The organism is Paraburkholderia phosphatilytica, assembly GCF_003443895.1.
In the GTDB taxonomy this organism is placed as follows: Bacteria; Pseudomonadota; Gammaproteobacteria; order Burkholderiales; family Burkholderiaceae; genus Paraburkholderia; species Paraburkholderia phosphatilytica.
Genome location: NZ_QQOA01000020.1, coordinates 1 through 20230, shown reverse-complemented (window position 1 = coordinate 20230; position 20230 = coordinate 1). Strand labels below are relative to the sequence as shown.

At 66.3% G+C, this 20230-nt stretch carries 19 protein-coding genes; 11 read left to right on the top strand and 8 right to left on the bottom strand.

Going from position 1 to position 20230, the window contains the following annotated elements; all coding sequences use genetic code 11:
• Window positions 1-440 precede the first annotated feature (440 nt).
• The 3 genes from DVS29_RS21070 (at window position 441) to DVS29_RS21060 (ending at window position 3689) form a co-directional block, all read left to right on the top strand.
• Window positions 441-1415: a hypothetical protein gene (locus DVS29_RS21070; protein WP_118182433.1), complete on the top strand. Its 975-nt coding sequence runs from the start codon at window positions 441-443 to the stop codon at window positions 1413-1415.
• A 100-nt stretch (window positions 1416-1515) separates the two neighbouring features.
• Complete coding sequence (locus tag DVS29_RS21065; RefSeq protein WP_118182432.1) at window positions 1516-3186, top strand: acyl-CoA synthetase; 1671 nt, start codon at window positions 1516-1518, stop codon at window positions 3184-3186.
• A complete protein-coding gene (locus DVS29_RS21060; RefSeq protein ID WP_118182431.1) occupies window positions 3183-3689 on the top strand; it encodes an Lrp/AsnC family transcriptional regulator in 507 nt (168 codons plus the stop codon). Before DVS29_RS21065 ends, DVS29_RS21060 begins: the two co-directional genes overlap by 4 nt.
• A 4-nt stretch (window positions 3690-3693) precedes the next feature.
• Here the strand turns inward: DVS29_RS21060 and DVS29_RS21055 are convergent, their stop codons facing one another.
• On the bottom strand, window positions 3694-4104 hold the full coding sequence (locus tag DVS29_RS21055; RefSeq protein ID WP_118182430.1) for a DUF2000 family protein: 411 nt from the start codon (window positions 4102-4104) through the stop codon (window positions 3694-3696).
• 335 nt (window positions 4105-4439) lie between these two features.
• Between DVS29_RS21055 and DVS29_RS21050 the strand changes: the two genes are divergently transcribed.
• Window positions 4440-4952, top strand: a complete 513-nt coding sequence (locus DVS29_RS21050; RefSeq protein WP_118182429.1) for a DUF3455 domain-containing protein — start codon at window positions 4440-4442, stop codon at window positions 4950-4952.
• A 37-nt stretch (window positions 4953-4989) separates the two neighbouring features.
• Here DVS29_RS21050 and DVS29_RS21045 read toward each other — a convergent pair whose 3' ends face one another.
• Window positions 4990-5991 carry an AraC family transcriptional regulator gene (locus tag DVS29_RS21045; RefSeq protein WP_118182428.1) on the bottom strand — a complete coding sequence of 334 codons (1002 nt, stop codon included), beginning with the start codon at window positions 5989-5991 and terminating at the stop codon, window positions 4990-4992.
• A 169-nt stretch (window positions 5992-6160) separates the two neighbouring features.
• On the opposite strand from DVS29_RS21045, the gene DVS29_RS21040 reads away from it, so the two are divergent.
• Window positions 6161-6706, top strand: coding sequence for a carboxymuconolactone decarboxylase family protein (locus DVS29_RS21040; RefSeq protein ID WP_118182427.1), 546 nt, complete (start codon window positions 6161-6163; stop codon window positions 6704-6706).
• Between the two features lie 20 nt (window positions 6707-6726).
• Here the strand turns inward: DVS29_RS21040 and DVS29_RS21035 are convergent, their stop codons facing one another.
• A complete protein-coding gene (locus DVS29_RS21035) occupies window positions 6727-7647 on the bottom strand; it encodes a helix-turn-helix domain-containing protein (protein ID WP_276314330.1) in 921 nt (306 codons plus the stop codon).
• Between the two features lie 157 nt (window positions 7648-7804).
• On the opposite strand from DVS29_RS21035, the gene DVS29_RS21030 reads away from it, so the two are divergent.
• Complete coding sequence (locus tag DVS29_RS21030) at window positions 7805-8707, top strand: DMT family transporter (protein WP_118182517.1); 903 nt, start codon at window positions 7805-7807, stop codon at window positions 8705-8707.
• A 283-nt stretch (window positions 8708-8990) separates the two neighbouring features.
• Here DVS29_RS21030 and DVS29_RS21025 read toward each other — a convergent pair whose 3' ends face one another.
• Entirely contained in the window at window positions 8991-10400 is a 1410-nt protein-coding gene (locus DVS29_RS21025) for a DHA2 family efflux MFS transporter permease subunit (protein ID WP_240655716.1), read from the bottom strand.
• 110 nt (window positions 10401-10510) lie between these two features.
• Here DVS29_RS21025 and DVS29_RS21020 point away from each other — a divergent pair, with 110 nt between their 5' ends.
• Together DVS29_RS21020 and DVS29_RS21015 are read left to right on the top strand one after the other, a co-directional pair.
• Complete coding sequence (locus DVS29_RS21020; protein ID WP_118182424.1) at window positions 10511-11380, top strand: LysR family transcriptional regulator; 870 nt, start codon at window positions 10511-10513, stop codon at window positions 11378-11380.
• A 133-nt stretch (window positions 11381-11513) separates the two neighbouring features.
• The gene (locus tag DVS29_RS21015) at window positions 11514-11765 is read left to right on the top strand and encodes a hypothetical protein (protein ID WP_118182423.1); all 252 of its coding nucleotides are present in this window, start codon (window positions 11514-11516) and stop codon (window positions 11763-11765) included.
• A gap of 18 nt (window positions 11766-11783) precedes the next feature.
• On the opposite strand, the gene DVS29_RS21010 is transcribed toward DVS29_RS21015, so the two are convergent.
• The 4 genes from DVS29_RS21010 to DVS29_RS20995 all read right to left on the bottom strand — a co-directional run bounded on the left by DVS29_RS21010 (window position 11784) and on the right by DVS29_RS20995 (window position 16544).
• On the bottom strand, window positions 11784-13016 hold the full coding sequence (locus tag DVS29_RS21010; protein ID WP_118182422.1) for a winged helix-turn-helix domain-containing protein: 1233 nt from the start codon (window positions 13014-13016) through the stop codon (window positions 11784-11786).
• 99 nt (window positions 13017-13115) lie between these two features.
• Window positions 13116-14837, bottom strand: coding sequence for an FAD-dependent oxidoreductase (locus tag DVS29_RS21005; protein ID WP_118182421.1), 1722 nt, complete (start codon window positions 14835-14837; stop codon window positions 13116-13118).
• Window positions 14838-14948: 111 nt separating this feature from the next.
• Window positions 14949-15941 (bottom strand): DedA family protein/thiosulfate sulfurtransferase GlpE, encoded by a 993-nt coding sequence (locus tag DVS29_RS21000; RefSeq protein ID WP_118182420.1) that lies wholly within the window; start codon window positions 15939-15941, stop codon window positions 14949-14951.
• Between the two features lie 345 nt (window positions 15942-16286).
• The gene (locus DVS29_RS20995; protein WP_118182419.1) at window positions 16287-16544 is read right to left on the bottom strand and encodes a hypothetical protein; all 258 of its coding nucleotides are present in this window, start codon (window positions 16542-16544) and stop codon (window positions 16287-16289) included.
• 365 nt (window positions 16545-16909) lie between these two features.
• Here DVS29_RS20995 and DVS29_RS20990 point away from each other — a divergent pair, with 365 nt between their 5' ends.
• From DVS29_RS20990 to DVS29_RS20975, 3 genes are all read left to right on the top strand, one after another.
• Window positions 16910-18346: a DNA-3-methyladenine glycosylase 2 family protein gene (locus DVS29_RS20990; RefSeq protein ID WP_118182516.1), complete on the top strand. Its 1437-nt coding sequence runs from the start codon at window positions 16910-16912 to the stop codon at window positions 18344-18346.
• The gene (locus DVS29_RS20985; protein ID WP_118182418.1) at window positions 18343-18909 is read left to right on the top strand and encodes a methylated-DNA--[protein]-cysteine S-methyltransferase; all 567 of its coding nucleotides are present in this window, start codon (window positions 18343-18345) and stop codon (window positions 18907-18909) included. The genes DVS29_RS20990 and DVS29_RS20985 overlap by 4 nt, the downstream gene beginning before the upstream one ends.
• 812 nt (window positions 18910-19721) lie before the next feature.
• Window positions 19722-20063: a hypothetical protein gene (locus DVS29_RS20975; RefSeq protein WP_338069339.1), complete on the top strand. Its 342-nt coding sequence runs from the start codon at window positions 19722-19724 to the stop codon at window positions 20061-20063.
• Window positions 20064-20230 lie beyond the last annotated feature (167 nt).

The following is a 20230-nucleotide window of genomic DNA, read 5'->3' as shown; positions in this document are numbered from 1 at the left end:
GCGTCGTATCGGGTTGGGCCGCGCGCACGGCGCGGAGACGATGTGGCGCGCCAGCAAAGCCGTTGCGCGCCACGCGGATTCGTCTAATGCATAACGGTCGTTGCTCTCAGTTTATTCCAGCGCGCTGACGAGCCTCGGTTTCGTGGGCAACCTGCCCAGCAGGTGTGGCCGATCTGGCGGCGATGCGCTCGCCGAAGGCTTCATTTGGCTTTCGGATGCGGCGAACGCACCGCGCGACGTGCGCTCGCGAGGACGCCGGATATGACAGCGCCGTGTCGGCCAGCTCGGCGTTGACCACGTCACGTGGCCGTCATGCGTTACTGCGAAAACGCTTCGTATTGTTCGGTAACCATGATATCGCTTGGGTTCTGTAAGGTGCGTCTGCAACCAGGCGCCCGCAGTCCTTGCGGAAACCGAAACAAACGACGAGGCTTCTCGCGATGAGATGTACGGTCGCCGCCGCGGCGGCTGCATGCAGCGCGCTGTGCAGCGTCGCCGCCGCTCAGGAACTCAACCTGAACGCCGGCACGTTGACGTCGAGCGGCCAGCACTCGTACTCGTGGTCGCTCGATTACTTCGAGGGTATCGGCCCGTACTTCGAAGGCAGTCTGAGCTGGCTCAACGAAGGCCATATTCCGGATCATCATCGCGACGGCCCGACGGTGCAGCTATGGGCGAGGTTGCCGCTCGATCAAAAGCGCTTCGAACTGGCGGTAGGGGTCGGGCCGTATTACTACTTCGACACGACGGCGGCGGACCAGAATCTCGGCTACTCGAACACGCACGGCTGGGGCGCGGTGTACAGCGTGCGCGCCACGTACTTCAGCACGCACCGCTGGACCGCGAACGTGCAGCTGAACCGCACGGAGGCAACGCGCGGGCCGTGGACGACCGCGGTGCTGGTGGGCATCGGCTATCAGCTCGATGCGCCGGACGGCTCCGGCGCGCGCGACTGGGCGCTGCCACGCACACACAAGGTGACGAACAACGAGGTCACCGTGATGGCCGGCGAGACCATCCTCAACAGCCTCAAGTCGCAGACGTCATGGGCCGAGGCCATCGAATACCGGCGCGGACTGACGAACTATCTCGACGCGACGCTCGGCTATCTGCATGAAGGCAACGGCATTACCGCGCGCCGCGACGGCATCACGTCGCAGCTCTGGCTGACCCGCGCGTTCTTCGACGACCGCGTGACGCTCGGCGCGGGCGCCGGCCTGTACGCGGCGATCCATCAAGGCAAACACGCCGAAGATCGCGATACGGGTGACGGCATCCTGTCGGGGCTCGTCTCGCTGTCGGCGTCGTACCGGTTCACGCAGCACTGGACGGCGCGCGTCACGTGGAACCGGGTGGTGACGCGCTACAGCCGCGATACGGACGTGCTGCTCGCTGGCGTTGGTTACCGCTTCTGACGGCGCGATCCTGGCGGCCGGGCACATCGAGACTTTTCGTGCGGCGGCGCAGCGGGTACGCTAGCCGGATACGTACAGCCGACAAGACCAGGAGACACCGATGCTTCCGCGCGCCGCCAGCTATGACACCCTCGTCTCGAACTTCGCGTGGCGTATTCCCGCGCGCTACAACATCGGCGTCGACGCGTGCGACAAATGGGCGGACGGTAGCGGCCGCCTCGCGCTGATCGTCGAATCGAATGACGGCAGCGTGCAGCGCTATACGTTCGACGAACTCAAGACACTGTCGGACCGGCTCGCTTTGGCGTTGCAGAAGGGTGGCGTCGCGCGCGGCGAGCGCGTCGGCATCTTCCTCGCGCAGTCGTTGGAAACAGGACTCGCGCATCTCGCCACGTATAAATGCGGCGGCGTTGCGGTGCCGCTCTTCGCGCTGTTCGGCCCCGACGCGTTGCAATATCGCCTCGCGAACAGCGGCGCTGTCGCGCTCGTCACCGATCGCGCGGGGCTCGCGAAAATCGAGGCGCTGCGGGACTCGCTGCCCGATCTGCGCACCGTGTTCGTGGTGGATGCGGAGCCCGATGCGTTGAGCGACGAAGCGCGCGCACAGGGCGTCACTTCTTTCTGGCATGCGTTGAATGCCGCATCGGAGGAAGCCTTCGAGCCAGTCGACACCGCTGCGGAAGACCCGGCCGTCATCATCTATACGTCGGGCACTACCGGCAAGCCGAAAGGCGCGTTGCACGCGCATCGCGTGCTGCTCGGACACCTGCCGGGCGTCGAGATGCCGCAGGCGTTCTTCCCCGATGACGCGACGCTGATGTGGACACCCGCCGACTGGGCGTGGATCGGCGGCCTTTTCGACGTGCTGCTGCCGGCGTGGCATCACGGCGTCGCGGTGCTCGCGCGGCGCTTCGAGAAATTCGACGGCGAAGCGGCGTTCGATCTGATGCAACGCCATCAGGTCACGCACACGTTCCTGCCGCCCACCGCGCTGAAGATGATGCGCACGGTCGAGCATCCGGAGCGCTGGCCGCTCGCGTTGCGCGCGGTTGCGAGCGGCGGCGAATCGCTCGGCGCGGAGCTGATCGACTGGGGCCGGCGCGCGCTCGGTGTGACGATCAACGAGTTCTACGGACAGACCGAATGCAACGTCGTGCTCGCTTCGTGCGCGACCTTGTTCGAGCCGAACGTCGGCTCGATCGGCAAGGCAGTGCCGGGTCATCGCATTGCGATCGTCGACGATGCGGGCGTGCCGCAGTCGGCCGGCACACCGGGCAATATCGCGGTGCGCTCGCCGGACCCGGTGATGTTCCTCGGCTACTGGAACAACGAAGCCGCGACGCGCGACAAGTTCCGCGGCGAATGGCTGATGACGGGCGACATGGGCGTCGAGGATGCGGACGGCTTCGTGCGCTTCGTCGGACGCGACGACGACGTGATCACGAGCGCGGGTTACCGCATCGGCCCCGCGCCGATCGAAGACTGTCTGCTGCGTCATCCGGCCGTGCGCATGGCGGCCGTGATCGGCGCGCCGGACGCGCAGCGCACCGAGATCGTCACCGCATTCGTGGTGCTGAACACGGACTACGCAGCCAGCGACGCGTTGAAGCGCGAGCTGCAGGATCACGTGAAAACGCGGCTCGCGGCACACGAGTATCCGCGTGTGGTCCACTTCGTCGAACAGCTGCCGATGACGGCGACCGGCAAGATCATCCGCCGCGAACTGCGCGACCGGGTGTCGGCCGCCATTCCACCGCAATCTCAACGATGACTGTCGATACCAACGCGAAGGCGCGCACGCTGCGCAAACCTTCTTCGCCGCCCGCGCGGCTCGACGATACCGACCGCAAGCTGCTCGCGCTGCTTGCTGAAGACGCGACGCGCAGTTACGCCGATCTCGGCGAAGCGCTCCATTTGTCGCCGCCCGCCGTGCACGAACGCGTCAAGCGGCTCAAGCGCGATGGTGTAATCACCGCGACCGTCGCCGCGCTCGATGGTCCGAAACTCGGCCGGCCGCTGCTCGCGTTCGTGCACGTCGATACGACGAGCTGGGCCGTTACGCGACATCTGCTGGCGCTGAAGGAGTTGCCGGAGGTCGAGGAGATTCACACCGTCACCGGCGAAAGCGCGATGCTGCTGAAGGTTCGCACGCGCGACACGCAAACGCTCGAAGACCTGCTCGAGCGCATTCATTCGATCGAGGGCTTCACGGGCACGCGCAGCTATATCGCGCTGTCGACGTATCTCGAACGCGGACCGAGCCCGTCCGAATAACGTGTCATGGGTGCAGCGACAGGCCCTTCACCGCCTTGTCGACGCCCTTCTTCGCGCCGCGGATCGCAATGCCGACGAGGTCGGGCGTTTCCACGGACTCCTGCTTGAACACCTCGCGGTTCGCCGCGTCGTGACCCGTCGAGAACATCGCGCGCACGTAGACCGCGCGCGTCAATTCCCGCTCGATGCTCTGGCGCCACGCGCGCAACAGCCCGGCCGGATCGGACTGGTAAATCATCATCGGCTGGCCAAGCAGGCGCGCATGCTGGCGGCCGCCCGCGTCTTCGTAGGGTTCGCCCATCGCTTCAGGCGCCGCGCCGGCAATGCCGGTCGCGAGGAACGCGGTGACGTTGAGCTTCTGCCAGATGGCGAGATCGTCGAGCACGACGATCGCAACTTTGGTATCGAATTCCATGGAGTCGGGAGCAGGGGACTATCGACCGTCGATGATAGGCGCGGCGTGGTGCTCGCGCTCGTCAGCGGCGTGATAAACGAATCACGTTCGGTTTCAGGGGGAGTTGCAGCGCTGCATTGATTCGGTTGCCGAACGGGATTCGGTACCTGCTATGGGCATGGCGAAGACTCGGCAAGGAACACGGATGGAATAAGGGCAGGGTGTCAGGTGTTTTGTCGGCAGCGGATGGCTTCGATGCCTATCGAAGCCGTGTCGCGTTTTCAAGCCTTCAAACAACACCACCACGCTTCACGCGCGGGGCCGAGAAATTCGCGTTTCGCGAAAGGACACCGATCATGCGCTCCCTTTCAACTTGCCTGTCACGCTCGGCCGTGGCGCTGACGGGAATTTTCATCGCGGGCCTCGCACGGGCCGCGGCACCCGCATCGATCGCCACACCTTCTGACGCACAGGTCGTCGCGACGATGGCGGCAACGGGCGTACAGGTCTACTCGTGCGAGTACGACGATGCGCACCAACTGACGTGGGTCTTCAAAAGCCCGCTCGCCACGCTCTACGACACCAACGGTCAGGCGGCGATCCATCACGCGGCGGGTCCGTCATGGCAGGCCGACGACGGCAGCAAGATCACCGGGCACGTGCTCGCGCAGTCACCAAGCCAGACGGCAGACAGCATTCCGCAACTGCTGCTCGAAACGAAGAGCGCGGGCAGCGCCGGCGTGCTCGCGCAGGTGCGCTTCGTGCAACGCGTGGATACCGCGGGCGGCACGGCGCCCACGCAACCTTGCACGACCGAGCATCAGCGCGGCGAATCCCCATATTTCGCGCACTACGTGTTTCTGAAGTAACGCGGCGTGCGTTGAACGTGCAACGCGCCGGCGACATTCAGTCGTCGTTGCCGGTCGCTAAAAAATCGGCGCGTGCCTGCGCGCGCCATTGCGCCGGCGTCATTCCCACCTGCTTCTTGAACGCGCGCTGGAACGCCGCATCCGACAGATAGCCGACCGCTTCGCCGATCTCCGCGATCGGTGTGCGGGTTTGCGCGAGCCGGCGGCCCGCGATCGACATGCGGATTTCGGTGAGCACGTCGCTGGCCGAGCGGCCGATCGCTTCGTCGAAGTGCCGCACGAAGGTCGCGCGCGACATATGGCAAAGCTCGGCGAGGTCCGGCAGCGTCCACGGCTTGCCGGGTTCGTCGAACATCGCGGAGAGCGCGGGCAACAGACGCGGTTGCCGCGCGAGCGCGAGCAGCCCGCGCGGCGGCTCGCCCGACTCGCTCGCGAAGCGCAGCGTCAATGCGAACAGCGCGCCTGACAGATGATTGACGAGCGTGTCGCTGCCAGCACCTTGCTCAAGCGCTTCTTCGCGCATCAGTGCGATCAGCCGCGCGAGGCGGCTGGCTTCGATTCGCGCTTCCTCCGCTTGCACGGCGTCCGCGTCGTCCTCCAGCGCGTCGCTGTTGCCGTCAAGCCGCACGCTGTGCACCAGCAGCATCCCCGGCAGATGGTCGCGCAATAGCTGCTGCGGCATCGCGGGCACGAGGAAGCGGCCGCACAGCACGTCGGCGGCCTCGCCGCGGCCGCGATTCGTGACGATCTGCAGCGGACCGTTGACTTCCCGCGTCGCTTTTGTCGGCTTGCGGCCGCTGCCGTCATGCAGCGCGTGCGCGCCGCCCGACGGAAACAGCACGATATCGCCCGCCCGCATCCGCAGCGGCGGCTTGCCCTCGTATTCGACCAGCGCCTCGCCGCGCAACAGCACGTGGTACGCGATTTCGCGTTCGCCGGCAGGCGGCTCGTCGATGCGCCACGGCGCGCCGAAGTGGCAGCGCACGTCGAGCCGGCCGGTGACGGGCATCAGCGTGAGCAGACGGCTGAGCAGATCCATGGGTGTCCCCTTGTGTGGGAAAAGAGCCCTGCAAATGCCGGTGAGACTTTCAAGCATGAAACTGCGCCATTCTGGCATTAAAAAGCTCAGCCTGTCGTCCTACACTGCCTCCATGCCATACGAGATGGCTACCGAAACAGCACCATCAACCATCATCAAGGAGTCAGTCATGTCCCGTCTTTCCACGCCCTCCGTTGCCGACGCGACCGGCACAGCCGCCGACCTGTTCGCCGCGATCAAGAAGAACGCCGGCAAGGTGCCGAACGCGTACGCGACCATCGGCGGTTACGCGCCCGACGTGCTCGGCGCAGCGCTGAACCTGGACGCCGTGCTGCAGAAGAGCACGCTTTCGAAGGCCGAGATCGAAACGATCCGCCTCGCGACGAGCGAAGTGGCCGGCTGTGACTACTGTCTCGCGGCCCACACCGTGATGGGCAAGTTCGCGGGTCTCGCGCCGGACACGATGAAGCAGATTCGCACGGGCGCCGCGACCGGCGACGCGAAGCGCGATGCACTGGTGCGGTTCGTGCGCGCGATCGTGACGACGAGCGGCACGCTGCCCGCCGAAGAGCTGAACGCGGTGCGTGAAGCGGGCTATACGGAACGTCAGGTGATGGAAACGGCGCTGGCGATCGCGGCGATCTCGTTCACCAACATCGTGAACCGTGTCAACGATACGACGGTGGACTTCCCGGCTGCGCCGTCAGTGGCGTAAGCAGCGTTTCAACCTCTGATTCAGCCTCTCAGCGTGCGGCGGTAGACGTTTGGCGTCACGCCCACGCTTTCGCGGAAGCGATGGCTGAAGTGGCTGGGATTCGCGTAGCCGCAGCGCGCGGCGACGTCGGCGAGCGGCAGGTCGGTTGCGCGCAGCAGTTCGCGCGCGCGATCGAGCCGTTGCGCCGCGATCCATGCGGCGGGCGGCAAGCCGAACGACGTGCGGAACATCCGCGCGAGGTGGAATTCGGACAGACACGCCTGGTCGGCGAGTTCGCCGAGCGTGAGCGGCTGGTCGAGATGCGCGTCGATATAATCGCGCAGACGCCGGCGCGTAGCAGCCGCAAGTCCGCCTTTCAACGCGACGCCGGTGCGGCGCACGCCCTGTGCGCGCAGCAGTTCGCTCAACACCTCATGCGCCGTTTCGTTCGCGCGGAGCATGGCATCGGCGTCGTCCCACACCTGATTTGCCAACGACTGGCACAGGCTCGCGATGTGCGGGTCCTCGAAGTACGTGCGGTCGGCGAGCGTAAGTTCGCGCGGCTCACGATCGAGTTCCTGCACCGCGCGCCGCGTGAAGTGCTCGGGCAGGAAGTAGAGGTGCATGAAATGCATGTGGCCGCGTACCCACCAGCGCGATTCGTGTTCGCCGGGCAGCGCGCACAGGCGCTGCGGCGCGCCGAAGCGACCGGGCATCTTCTGGCGTTCGGTGCGATAGCCGCCGTCGAGATAGCACGACAGCGTGTGATGACCGGGACGGTCGTAGATCGTCTCGGCTTCTTCGATGTCGCGGCGCCAGATCGCGACGGCCAACTGGTCGCCAAGCCACGCGAAGCGGTCGAGCGTGGCGTTGGCCTGCGCGAGCGTATGGCAGATCGACTGCAGACCGAACGGCACGGTTGCAGGATCGATGATGGCGTTGGCGTTGGCGAGTTCGGTCACGAACGGGCGGTTAGAGAGAAGGATTGCTGAAAGTATAGAGCCACGCGCGCGCCCGCGCGCGTGGCGGCCGGGAAATGCGCAATTCTGGACAATCCGCGTCCGCGCGCACCGCGCATGATCGGAAGTCCAATCACCTCTCATGCATGGTCCGAGCATCATGAATCTCCTGCTTTACGTCGTCACCGTGCTGATCTGGGGCACGACCTGGATCGCGATCAAATGGCAGCTCGGCGCTGTGCCGCCGCCGGTTTCGATTGCCTGGCGCTTCTTCATTGCCGCGTTCGTGCTGTTCGCGATCCTGCGCGCGATGCGCCGCCCGATCGTGCCGCCGCGCGCCGCGTGGCCGTATCTCGCCGCACAGGGGCTCGCGCTCTTCTGCGTGAACTTCCTGTGCTTCTACTACGCTGAAAGCATCGTGCCGAGCGGTCTCGTCGCCGTCGTGTTCTCGACCGCGCCGCTGCTCAACTCGATCAACGGGCGCATCTTCATGGGCCGCCCGCTGCAGCCCACTGCGATTGTCGGCGCGCTGCTGGGCCTGGCCGGCATCGGCTGCCTGTTCGTGCAGCAGATGGCCGGCCACATCGGCGAGCACGCGACGTGGCTCGGTCTCGTCATCGCGCTCGGCGGCACGCTGTGCTTCTCGATCGGCAACCTGCTGTCCAGCCGGATGCAGTCGATGGGTCTGCATCCGCTCGCCACCAACGGTTGGGCAATGCTGTTCGGCGCCGGCGTGCTGACGCTCGCGAGTCTTGCGCTCGGGCTGCATTTTTCGATCGAGCCCGATGCGCGTTATCTCGGCGCGCTGCTGTATCTCGCGATTCCCGGCTCGGTGATCGGCTTCACCGCGTATCTGACGCTGGTGGGACGGATCGGGCCCGAGCGCGCGGCCTACTGCACGGTGCTGTTTCCGCTCGTCGCGCTGGCGGTGTCGACGGTGTTCGAGGGCTACCGCTGGTCGTTGCTGGCCGTGATCGGCCTGCTGCTGGTGGTGGCGGGGAACCTGGTGGCGTTCGATCTGACGCGCCGGCTGTTCGCGCGGCGGAGCGGGCTGGCCCGGTGAGCGTGTGAGCCTGAAGTGAGGTTTTCCAGGAGGTGACTCGCCAGCGTGGTGCAAAGGTGAGGCGATACGGGAGCCGCAGGCCCTGTTTGCGAAATCAGGCCGTCGGCGGTGAGCCTTTCCAGGAGATCGCACGAAAACCCGGGGATTCCCACCGCGTAAGGTGAGCGCATCCAGGTGTTCACCGCGCACCTGAGCGGCGTTTTACATCGTTGAGGTGAGGCTTTTCGGGAGCCCCGCTGCGGTGCAAGGCTGCGACGAACCACGCTCACCACAACATCCGTGATCAATTTTCGCGCCGCAGTTTCACCGCCAGCACCGACAGCAACGTGCCGGTCAGATACGCCGCGCAGGTCACCCCGGTCATGATCCACAGCGCGGTGGACAGATGCGCGGCAAGCGTCGCCGCGCCGCCCGCCACCGCCACGCCCAGCAGGCCGCCGGACTGGCGCAGCGCGTTCAGCAGACCCGACGCGACGCCAGCCAGTTCGGCTTCGACCTGATCGAGCACCGTCGAAATCATCGGCGGCACCGACAGCGCCGTGCCTCCGCCGAACAACGCCATCGCGACATACGCCGCGACGCGCGGCGCCCGCAGATCGAAACAGAGCGCGATCAAGGGCACGGCGAGCGCCGCCACCCCGAGACCCAGCGCCATCATCTGCTGCGGCCGCAGCCGGCCATGCAGCTTTGCCGACAGCACATTGCCGGCCGACAGGCTCGCGGCGAGCGGCAGCATCGTGAGTCCCGTCTGGCGCGCGTCGAGACCGAGCACGCCGTGCAGATACAGGCTCAGGATGAACAGCAGGCCGAAGTAGCCCACGTACGCGAGCGTGCCCGTCACGTTCATCGCGACGAACATGCGGTTGCGGAACCACGCGACCGGCACCATCGGTTCGGCCGAGCGCCGCTCGATCATCACCAGCGCGAACGAGGCGACGAGCGTGACCGCCAGTGCGCCGATCACTTCGATTGAACCCAGGCCACGCGACGGCAATTCGATCGCGGCGAAGCACAGCGCGCCGAGCGCGACGATGCTCGCGATCTGTCCGCTCCAGTCGAAATGCCGCGCCACCGCGCGTTCCGCGCGGCGCACGACGACCCACGCGCCCACGAGCGCCGCGATCCCGGTCGGGACGTTGACGAGAAACGCGCTGCGCCAGCCGAAACCGTCCACCAGCAAGCCGCCGAGCACCGGCCCGACGGCGGCTGCCACCGATGCGATGGTCGCCCATACGGCGATCGCGCGGGCGCGTTCGTGCGGGTCGTGGAAGGTCGCGCGCACGATCGCGAGCGAGCTCGGCAGGAACAGCGCGGCGCCCGTGCCTTGCACGAGGCGCGCGGCGATCAGCAGGTTCGTCGACGGCGCGAAGCCGCACGCGGCCGACGCCGCGACGAACAGCGCGAGTCCTGCCAGATAGATCGTCTTCGCGCCGAAGCGATCGCCGGCCACGCCGCCCGCGAGAATCAGCACGGCGAAGCTGAGCGTGTACGCATCGACGATCCACGCGAGCCCGGAGACGCTCGCGGCGAGGCTCGCGCGCATCGCGGGAAGCGCGACGTTGACGATCGTGGTGTCGAGGACCGCCATGAACATGCCGATCGCGACGAGCGCGAGCGTCAGGCGGCGGTGCGCGGCGTCGTGGGTTGGGTTGTCGCATCGAGCGACGGCGGCCTCGTAGGCGGTGTCGGTCATCGTGATGTGCTCCGGTTCGATCTGTGGCAGTCTAGACACCGGCTGTGATGCAATAAAGCAGTGAATTCGCATGCGACCGATGCAGATTTGCATCACGTTCGGAGCTGCTCGTGAACTGGGACAATGCCCGCTTTTTCCTCGCGATTGTTCGTGCAGGCACACTGCGCGGCGCGTCCTCGCGCCTGTGCGTCGACCAGGCGACGGTCGGCCGGCGCCTGGCCGCGCTCGAAGAGGAACTGTCGACGCGGCTCTTCCTGCGCACGCCGTCGATGTACGTACTGACGCCCGCGGGCGAAGCGCTGCTCGCGCCCGCCGAAGCAATGGAGCAGGCCGCGCATGCGATCGAACGGCGCGTGGCCGGTCTCGACGAGCAGCTCGCCGGCACGATCCGCATCGCCACCACGGATTCGCTCGCGAAGCGCTTTCTGCTGCCGGCTATCGTCAAGTTGCGCAGCACGCACCCGGGCATCGACATCGTGTGCACGACGTCTTCCGCGATCGCCAATCTCACGCGGCGCGAGGCCGATCTCGCGATCCGCACCGTGCGTCCCGATTCGCCGGATCTGATCTGCCGCCGGCTCGCGCAACTCGAACTCGGCGTGTTCGCGTCGCGCGGCTATCTGGCGTCGCGCGGCGAACCGCGCGAGGGCGACGCGTTCGCGGGCCACGATCTGGTGCTGTACCAGCGCGCGGTGGTGCCGTCGATGTGGGATGCGCTGTGCGGCGAATCGATCGCGCGCGGCAACGTGGTGTTCCAGACCGCGTCGACGATGATGCTGATCGAGGCGACGCTGGCGGGGCTCGGCGTCACGGAAATCCCGCTGTATCGTGCGGAAAACGAGCCGGAGCTGGTGCGCGTGCTGCCGAACCGTCGCGATGCGTTCGACGTCTGGCTCGTCGCGCACCGCGATCTCTACAAGACCGCGCGGATGCAGGCGCTGATCGCGGCAATCAGCGAGGAATTCGCCGATGCGCGTTGACGCATCTCATCATCATTCGGAGTTCGAAGCGATTGGCGTTCCAGACTATGCGATGGCAATGACGAGGCGAGATGGACGCTGACCCGCCGATAGGTATATAACTGTAGCTATCCCTTACCTGGAGCTGGCCGACATGATGCGTGACGATCTGCAGAAACGGGAACAGGACGCTGCGCCCGATCTCGAGCACCTTGATGCGGCGGTCAATCACGTGGGCGAGATGGTGTCGTCGGGGCACATCGCCGCGGCGGCCGCCAAAGGCATTCTGTACAGCCTGATCGAAACGCTCGGTGCGCTGGTCGGCGATCCCGACCTGCCCGAGCATGCGCGCTCGGGCTACGAAGGCCTGCTGGAAACCGCGCGCGAACTCAGGGCGAAGGTGTAGAAGCGTAGAAGCGCGGGCTCACGCCGCCGTTTCCGACTCGTCATCGTCGCCCAGCAGTTCGCGCAGCGCCGCTGGCGCCGAGACGATTTCCAGTTGCGGCGTGCCGTGCCAGTCCGCGCAGCGCTGCAACGCACGGCGCAGGTCGGTGGCGAGCCGGCCGCTCACGCGCACGCCCGGCTCCAGGTGCACCTGCTTCAACTCGAAAATACCGCTCGCGCGGTGCGCCTTCGCGTCCACCCGTCCCACCAGTTTTCCGCGGCTCAGCAGCGGCAGCACGAAGTAGCCGTACTTGCGTTTTGCGGCGGGCGTATAGCATTCGATCGCGTAGTCGAAATCGAACAGCGCGACTGCGCGCTTGCGGTCCCACACCACCGGATCGAATGGCGACAGCACGGTCGTCACGCTCGATGCGAGCCGCCCCGCGTTCGCATCGTCGATCGATGCGGCGAGGTCGCGGTGCACGTAGGTGGGCTGCTTCCAGCCGTCGACCTGCACCGGCTCCAGTTCGCCTTCATCCGCGAGCGCAGCTAGCGCGTCCACGTACGGGCGGCGCGGCATCCGGTAGTAATCGGCCACCCAGTCGGCGCGCACGACGCCGAGCGCCTGGCAGGTCCGGCGCAACAGTTCGTGCTGCACCACGTCGACGGGCTGCAGGTCGCGCGCGTCGCTCCAGTGCGGGAGCACGCGTTCGGCGATGTCGTAGACGCGCTGAAAATTGCGCCGCTCGGCCACCATCAGTTGACCGAGCGCGAACAGCACTTCGAGATGCCGCTTCTCCGGCTTCCAGTCCCACCAGCCGCTGCCTTTCGCGCCATCGTCGCGAGCGAAATCCGCGGAGCGAACCGGGCCGTTCGCGCGGATACGATCCAGCAGCGCATCGATCTCCGCGCGATACGTGTCGTGCCATTCGGCGGCGTACTTCCAGCCCATGCCGACGGGGTCCAGCATCCGGTGGCGCAGCAGACCGTAGTCTTCCACCGGCACGAAGCACGCCTCGTGCGACCAGTATTCGAACAGCTTGCCTTCGGCGAGATGCTCGTCGAGCCACTGCTGCGGATACGCGCCGACACGGCTGAACAGCACGAGATACGGGCTGCGCGCCACCACGTGAATCGTGTCGATCTGCAATTGCGCCATCCGGCGGATCGCATCGAGCACGTCGGCTTTGGTGGCCTTGCGGCGCGGCGGCGCGAGCAGACCTTGCGCGGCGAGATGCAGCGTGCGCGCCGCGGGAAGCGAGAGCGGCTTCACGCGGCGAACGACGGTTGGTTAGATGGCAACGCGTGCGATGGGTGCATCGGCTTCGGCATGAGCATGTGGCTCACATCACGCCTCATGTCACGCCTCATGTTATGCATTAACCGGCAGCATTTCGCCGGCTTCGAGCGCAAGCATCTGATGAATCTGCGACACCACCGCCGCGCCTTCGCCAACCGCTGCCGCCACGCGCTTGGTCGACCCTGCGCGCGCGTCGCCGATCGCGAACACGCCTTCGACGCTCGTCGTCAGATCGCAGGCCGCCGCACTCGCGTTGCCCGCCGAGCCCGTCAGCACGAAGCCCTTGTCGTTGAGCTCCACGCCGCATGAGCGCAGCCAGTCGGTATTCGGATCCGCGCCCGTGAACAGGAACACATGACGGCAGTCGAAATGGCGCCGGCCATCGGCGAGCGGCGCTTTCAGATACACCTTCGCGAGGCCGCCCAGATCGTCCGCTTCGAGGCTCGCGATCTCGCTCTGCGCATGCACCGTGACGTTGGGCAGCGACGCGATGCGGTCGATCAGATAGCGCGACATCGTCGACGAGAAGTCCGGCTTGCGGATCAGCACGTGAATGCGCTTCGCGTGCGACGCGAGGTAGACGATCGCCTGGCCGGCGGAGTTGCCGCCGCCCACCAGCACGACTTCCTCGTGTTTGCAGAGCTTCGCTTCGACCGGCGACGCCCAGTAGTACACGCCGCGGCCTTCGAAGTGATCGAGGTCCGCGATCGCCGGGCGCCGGTACACGGCACCGCTCGCGATCACGATCGCTTTCGCGGCGACGCTGCCGCCGCATTTCAGTTCGAGCCGATGCGGCATGACATCGCAATGCAGCGACTTCACCTTGACCGGAATCGCGACGTGCGCGCCGAACTTCTGCGCCTGCACGAATGCGCGGCCCGCCAGCGCCTGGCCGGTGATGCCGGTCGGAAAGCCGAGGTAGTTTTCGATGCGCGAGCTGGCGCCCGCCTGGCCGCCGGGCGCGCGCGAGTCGAGCACGATTGCCGACAGGCCTTCCGACGCCGCGTACACGGCGGTTGCGAGCCCCGCGGGACCGGCGCCGACGATCGCGACGTCGTACACGTGCGACGCATCGAGATCCGGCAGCAGGCCGAGGCAGGTGGCGAGCTCCGGGTCGCTCGGATGGCGCAGCACGGAGCCGTCCGGGCACAGCACGAGCGGCAGGTCTTCCGGACCCGCGGCGAACTGTTCGGTGAGCTGCAGCGCTTCCTCGTCGCGCTCGTCGACCACCGAGTGCGGATGGCCGTTGCGCGACAGGAAGCCTTGCAGCGCGATCAGCCGCGCGTCGTGACGTTTGCCGATCAGGATCGGGCCGCCCGCGCCTTTTTCGATCAGCGCCACGCGGCGCAGGATCAGCGCGCGCATGATGCGCTCGCCGAGTTCCGCTTCGGCGACGATCACCGCGCGCAGGCTGTGCGGCGGGATCAGCAGCGCTTCCGAATCTTCGAGCGCGAGACCGTCGACGAGCGCCGGCTTGCCCGAGAGTTGCCCGACCTCCGCGAGGAACGGCCCCATGCCGTTGTGCTCGCCGATCGTCTTCTCGCGGCCGAGGCCGTCGCGCTGAAGCACGCGCACGCTGCCGCTCAGCAGCACGTACATGCCGGGACCGGGCTCGCCGGTCTTGAACAGCAGATCGCCCGTCGACCAGCGCATCACTTCGCCGAAGCGGCGCAGCCGGTCGATCTCTTCCGCGGTGAGCCGCGGGAACATCTGATGGCCGCGGGTCGCGAGATTCGAGAACGGCGCGTCCGCGACCACGTCTTGAGGAAGTTCACCGCCCAGTGACGCACCCATCGAATGCTCCTTGTTGGTTCGTTGATGGCGCGGCCGCGCGCGCCTCGGTGTGGGTCTGACGTCCGGCGCGAACGCGCCGTGACAGACGATGCCGGGGCTGTGCCGGCCGGCTCAGATGGGCTTCGGCTCGATGCCGACGCCCATGTCCGGCGACGGCTCGTGCAGCAGCGAGTCGAGCGGACGGCCGGCGTCGCGCCAGGCGTCGAGGCCGCCGCGCAGCGGCAGCACGTCGGAGAAGCCCGCTTCGTTGAGCTGCTTCGCCATCCACGCCGCCGAGATCTCGTTCGGACAAGAGCAGTAGATTACGACCTTCTGGTCGTGAGGGTATTTCTGGATGATCTCGTCGAGTTGCCGCTCGTCGGCGAAGAGCGACCCGGGAATCACGTACGGATCGAGCTTGCGCTTCTCTTCCGAGCGGATGTCGAACACGACCGGCGAGTGCCGTGCCTCGATCAGCGTGTACAGATCGTTGACGTCGATGCGTGCCGCGGCAAGCTTCTTGATCAGCTGACGGCGGCGATGCCAGCGGTACAGCGTGTACAGCACCAGCAGCACGCCGACCACGACGAGCGTCATATGGCCGAGCCGGCTCGCGCCGGCGAACAGCATGTCGATCTGCGGTGCGAACACGACGCCGACGATCAGCCCGACGCCCGCCCAAAGCGCTGCGCCGATACCATCGAACGCGAGGAACGTGCGGTACGGCGTGTGCATCGCGCCGGCCATCGGTACGGAAACGATCGACAGCCCCGGCACGAACTTCGCCACCGCGAGCACGCGCACGCCCCAGCGGCCGAAGAAGCGCTCGGTCTTCTTCACGCAGGTATCGCGCGACAGCGACAGCTTGCAGAGCGTCTTCAGCGTGTTGCCGCCATAGATACGGCCGGCGAGATACCACGCGCTGTCGCCGATCAGCGTCGCGCAGATCGACAGCACGAGCACCGGCACGACCTGCGTGCCGACCGAACCGGGATGCAGCGCCGCCATCGCGCCGAACAGGACGAGCGTCGGCAACGCCGGCACCGGCAGCCCGAGCGAGGCGGCCAGCACGTTGGCGAAGACGAGGGCGGGTCCGTACTGCTGAACAAGTTCGTGTAGGAGCATCGTCTTACTTCCACCGCCGTGATGGGCGGAATGCGAAGGAGGAATTGTAAATTATGGACGCATTTTCGCGCTGCGCAACTGCCGCCGGCCATGACGATCCGGTGCGCAACGGTCGTTCAGACGGCCAGACTACGAAAACGATGATGCGTGACTGCGGTTCGCGCGCGGGCGATTATGCCGGCGCTGAAATGGCAACGCGATGACGGGCCGCACGAGCGGCGGCAAATGGGGCGGGGTGGAGTGAAGCAGACGAGCCGACAGCGGTAAAACTAACACGCGGCGGATGTACAACGACGCAGCAAGGCGGCGAACCGGCCCGCATAGCGGCACCGGTGCGCGTTGAAGTTACGAACGGTGATTGTGGTTGTGCTGTTCGCCGGGCAGCTCGGCGCCGTGCGCGCGGATCGCGGCGATCAGTTCGGCGGGCGTGATCTCGTAACGCACTTCCCGATGGATGCCGGGCTTGCGCTCGTCGACTTCGATCAGAAGAATGGCCTTGCCGTCCTCTGTCGATTCGAGGCGCAGCGAGCGGAGTTCGCGCGACGTCGCGTCATCGTATTCGGTGAGCAGGGCCATGGACCCGGAAGATCCGGTAGTGCGCATCGAAGTTGTCCTCGTTCCGTTGTTGATCAAGCATTGTACGGGCTCGCCCGTACGGCGTCTGTCGCAAACCGCTCACATCGGGGCCTTGACGCCGAAGCTCCGCCGACTATTTCGATCAGTGTAACGCGACTCTCCGCGTTGCCGCCCGCCTTTTTATCCGGCCCGAATCCGCGCCGGCGTTACCGCGCATGTCATGCCGGCGACGCGCGGCCAGGGTAAGTCCTGCCGTCGCTGCGCCGCGCGGGGGCCTGTTTGCGGCAGGTTGGCGGCGGGTTCGCGTTCGATATGCAGCGAGCGTCGCGCGCGTCATGCACATGTCCGAAAGCGGCCAGAACATCGCCGGCCGCTGCGCTAGAGTGCGAGACATGACTCCCGATCGCGAAACCTGCTACCAGGCCGTTCTGTCCCGCGACCGCCGCTTCGACGGCTGGTTCTATGTCGCGGTGTCGTCGACCGGTATTTATTGCCGTCCGGTATGTCCGGTGCGGGCGCCGAAGCTCGAGAACTGTACGTTCTACGACAGCGCCGCCCAGGCCGAGCATGCCGGCTACCGTCCGTGCTTGCGCTGCCGGCCGGAACGCGCGCCGGGGCATGGGCTGCTCGACGTGTCGAGCCGGCTCGCGCAGGCCGCCGCCGAAATGATCGGCGCGGGCTTCCTGAATGACGCGAACCTCGACGACCTCGCCGCGCGCATCGGCGTCACCGCGCGTCATCTGCGGCGCATTTTCGAAGCCGAATTCGGCGTGTCGCCGCTCGACTACGCGCAGACGCAGCGTCTGCTACTCGCGAAGCGCCTGCTGACCGAGAGCACGCTGCCCGCGGCGCAGGTGGCGCTCGCGGCGGGCTTCGGCAGCGTGCGCCGCTTCAACGACGTGTTCGGCCGTCGCTACGGGATGACGCCGGCGCGGCTGCGCAAGCAGGTGCAGCCGGCGATGCCCGACACGCTCACGCTCGAACTCGGCTGGCGGCCGCCGTTCGCATGGGACGCGCTGTTGTATGGCCTTGCCGATCACGCAGTCGATGGCGTCGAGCGGATCGCGCACGGCACCTACGCGCGAACGCTCGTGGTGTCGCGCGACGGCCATGCGCATGCCGGCTGGCTGAGCGTCGCGAACCTGCCGGAGCGGCATGCGGTGCGCGTCACCGCGAGCGCGACGCTGACGCCGGTGCTCGCGGCCGTGCTGGCGCAGGTACGCCGCGCATTCGATCTCGACTGCCGCCCCGATCTCGTCGATGCGCGGCTCGGCGATCTGGGCCGCGCGATGCCGGGGTTGCGCGTACCCGGCGCGTTCGATGGAATCGAGATCGCCGCGCGCTGCATCGCGATGCGTCAGTGGCCGCTGGCGCAGGCGCGTCTGTGGTTGCGTCGCGTGGCGGACCGTTTCGGGACGCCGGTCGAAGGCGCGCCGGCCGGATTGCGTGTCGCGTTTCCATCGGCCTCGCGACTCGCGCGCTTGCGGCCCGACGAACTGCGCGCCACCGGACTCTCGGAAACGGGCGCACGGCAGCTGCTGACGCTGGCCGGCGACGTGGCGAGCGGCCGCGTGTCGCTCGAACCGTACGCGCCGCTCGACGACACGCTCGACCATCTGCGCAACGCGATCGGCCTCGACGAATGGGCGGTGCAGACCATCGCGATGCGCGCGCTCGGCTGGCCGAATGCGTTTCCGGTCGGCGATCCGTTGGGCCCAACGGCTGTCCTTGCGAGCGGAGCGCAGGGCGGCGCGCAATGGGCGCCGTGGCGTGCGTATGCCGCGCAGCATCTGACAGGCACCTCCGCAGACAGGATGAACGCAGCATGAAACAGCGCTTCCTGATCGCGTCGCCGCTCGGCGACATGCTCGTGCACGTCGAAGACGATGCGCTCACCGGCCTCTACTTCGTCGGTCAAAAATACTGCCCGACGCTCGACGGTGTCGCGCATGTCGCTCGCGAACTCAACGCGCCGCGCATCGTGCGGCAGAGCGAAGACGAGTTGCGCGCGTACTTCGCCGGTGAGCTGCAACGCTTCAGCGTCGCGCTGCGGCCGGTGGGCACGGCGTTCCAGCAAAGCGTCTGGGAACAACTGCGCGCGATTCCGTACGGCGAACTCGACAGCTATGGCCGGATCGCGCAGCGCCTGGGTTTGCCCTCGGGCAGTGCGCGGGCCGTCGGCGCGGCGAACGGGCGCAATCCGATTTCGGTGATCGTGCCTTGCCATCGTGTCGTCGCCGGGACAGGCAACCTCACGGGCTATGCGGGTGGGCTCGAACGCAAACGCGCGTTGCTCGAGCTGGAGCGGCGGGTACGGCCGGAAACGCCGAATCGCGCTTCGGGCGGCGTGCCGTACCAACCTGATCTGCTCGACACGACGTCCGCGTTCTGATCGACCCGCACCGAATCAGCGGCACACAGGCGGCACAAACGTGGCACAAACGCGGCACAAAGAAAAAGGCCCGTCTTGGTATGGACGGGCCGTTTAAACGCCGTTGTTACTCGGGTCAGCCAGCCCGCACAGAGTGGGCGCTGACGGAGTGATCGTCGTTCGCTGGAAATGTTTTGTCGAGGTGGGAGTAACGCCAATCCTTCTGATCAATCGCTTGTGCTTGGCGGCTTCGCGGCGCGCGTTCGAACGCAGCGCATGCTCGTGCTTTTCCTGTTTTGCGATTGAGTTGGTGCGGGGTTCGCGCACCTCGCGGGATCGTTTTCGAAGGACTGCGCAGCGCGCGAGCGGACGAAAACAGATAGGCCGATTTTATATCGGAATCCTGTCTATCTCGGCGATGCGAAAGAGGATGTGAAAGAGGATGTGAAAGAGGATGTGAAAGAGGATGTGAAGCGGACGACATGCAGCTTCTAAAAAGCGGACAGGCGCGGCGAAACTCCGCCGCGCCGTTCCGATGATGTTGTGATTCTCCCTGATTGCTGCCGTCGATTCGAGCTGCGATCGCATGACGCACGAGCACAACCTGACGTCAACGAAACGAATGGTAGACGACGCGCAACAGCCGATGTGAAACCGCTCCGTCGCTTCTGTAACGACGAGTAACACCGCATTGGCGGGATGCCGGGCCGGCGTTTCCACCTCCATGCGCGGGCGGTAACGCCGTGTTACCAAAGTCGTCCAGCCGTTGCACCTGGGCGCGTTTGCGCTTCGTAGACTGCGCTGGTCATGCATGACGTTGCATCGGTGCCCGGATGGCTCGCGCTTCGTCATGTGTCTTCAGAAGCGCGTTGCCAGCACGCCAGCAAGCGGGCAGCGCGAACCAGCCAGCGTCACAGGAGCGAGTCATGCGAGAGCACCGTTGTCGTCGAGTCACTACGCAATGCAATGACACCACCCTATGCGCCGAATTCAGCGACGACACCGGCCAGCTGCGAGTGTTCAGAAACGGCGAGCTGCTGCGCGAATGGTTTCCGCCGAAATCATGGATCGCCATCGCTTCGGTGGCCGGCGCGCGCAACTGGGGCACGCGCCCCGACGAACACGAACTGAATGCGCTGCTCGACAGCGAAGTGCAGCTTTTGCGCGGAACGTGACCGCTTGACCGCCGCGTTGCCTATCCTGGCCGAAGCCCGCGGACATCGCTCGTTACGCGACCAGGCGTTACCCGCAGGGCAATCGCATTAGGACGCCCGCCGCATGCCGAGTACATCTCGGCGGAAATCATCGTCCCACGCGGCCTGCTTGAGCTTGGCCCGTACCG

Coding starts and splice junctions, on each gene's coding strand:
- DVS29_RS21070 (WP_118182433.1), top strand. CDS start 441: ATGAGATGTACGGTCGCCGCCGCGGCGGCTGCATGCAGCGCGCTGTGC.
- DVS29_RS21065 (WP_118182432.1), top strand. CDS start 1,516: ATGCTTCCGCGCGCCGCCAGCTATGACACCCTCGTCTCGAACTTCGCG.
- DVS29_RS21060 (WP_118182431.1), top strand. CDS start 3,183: ATGACTGTCGATACCAACGCGAAGGCGCGCACGCTGCGCAAACCTTCT.
- DVS29_RS21055 (WP_118182430.1), bottom strand. CDS start 4,104: ATGGAATTCGATACCAAAGTTGCGATCGTCGTGCTCGACGATCTCGCC.
- DVS29_RS21050 (WP_118182429.1), top strand. CDS start 4,440: ATGCGCTCCCTTTCAACTTGCCTGTCACGCTCGGCCGTGGCGCTGACG.
- DVS29_RS21045 (WP_118182428.1), bottom strand. CDS start 5,991: ATGGATCTGCTCAGCCGTCTGCTCACGCTGATGCCCGTCACCGGCCGG.
- DVS29_RS21040 (WP_118182427.1), top strand. CDS start 6,161: ATGTCCCGTCTTTCCACGCCCTCCGTTGCCGACGCGACCGGCACAGCC.
- DVS29_RS21030 (WP_118182517.1), top strand. CDS start 7,805: ATGAATCTCCTGCTTTACGTCGTCACCGTGCTGATCTGGGGCACGACC.
- DVS29_RS21025 (WP_240655716.1), bottom strand. CDS start 10,400: ATGACCGACACCGCCTACGAGGCCGCCGTCGCTCGATGCGACAACCCA.
- DVS29_RS21015 (WP_118182423.1), top strand. CDS start 11,514: ATGATGCGTGACGATCTGCAGAAACGGGAACAGGACGCTGCGCCCGAT.
- DVS29_RS21005 (WP_118182421.1), bottom strand. CDS start 14,837: ATGGGTGCGTCACTGGGCGGTGAACTTCCTCAAGACGTGGTCGCGGAC.
- DVS29_RS21000 (WP_118182420.1), bottom strand. CDS start 15,941: ATGCTCCTACACGAACTTGTTCAGCAGTACGGACCCGCCCTCGTCTTC.
- DVS29_RS20995 (WP_118182419.1), bottom strand. CDS start 16,544: ATGCGCACTACCGGATCTTCCGGGTCCATGGCCCTGCTCACCGAATAC.
- DVS29_RS20990 (WP_118182516.1), top strand. CDS start 16,910: ATGACTCCCGATCGCGAAACCTGCTACCAGGCCGTTCTGTCCCGCGAC.
- DVS29_RS20985 (WP_118182418.1), top strand. CDS start 18,343: ATGAAACAGCGCTTCCTGATCGCGTCGCCGCTCGGCGACATGCTCGTG.
- DVS29_RS20975 (WP_338069339.1), top strand. CDS start 19,722: ATGGCTCGCGCTTCGTCATGTGTCTTCAGAAGCGCGTTGCCAGCACGC.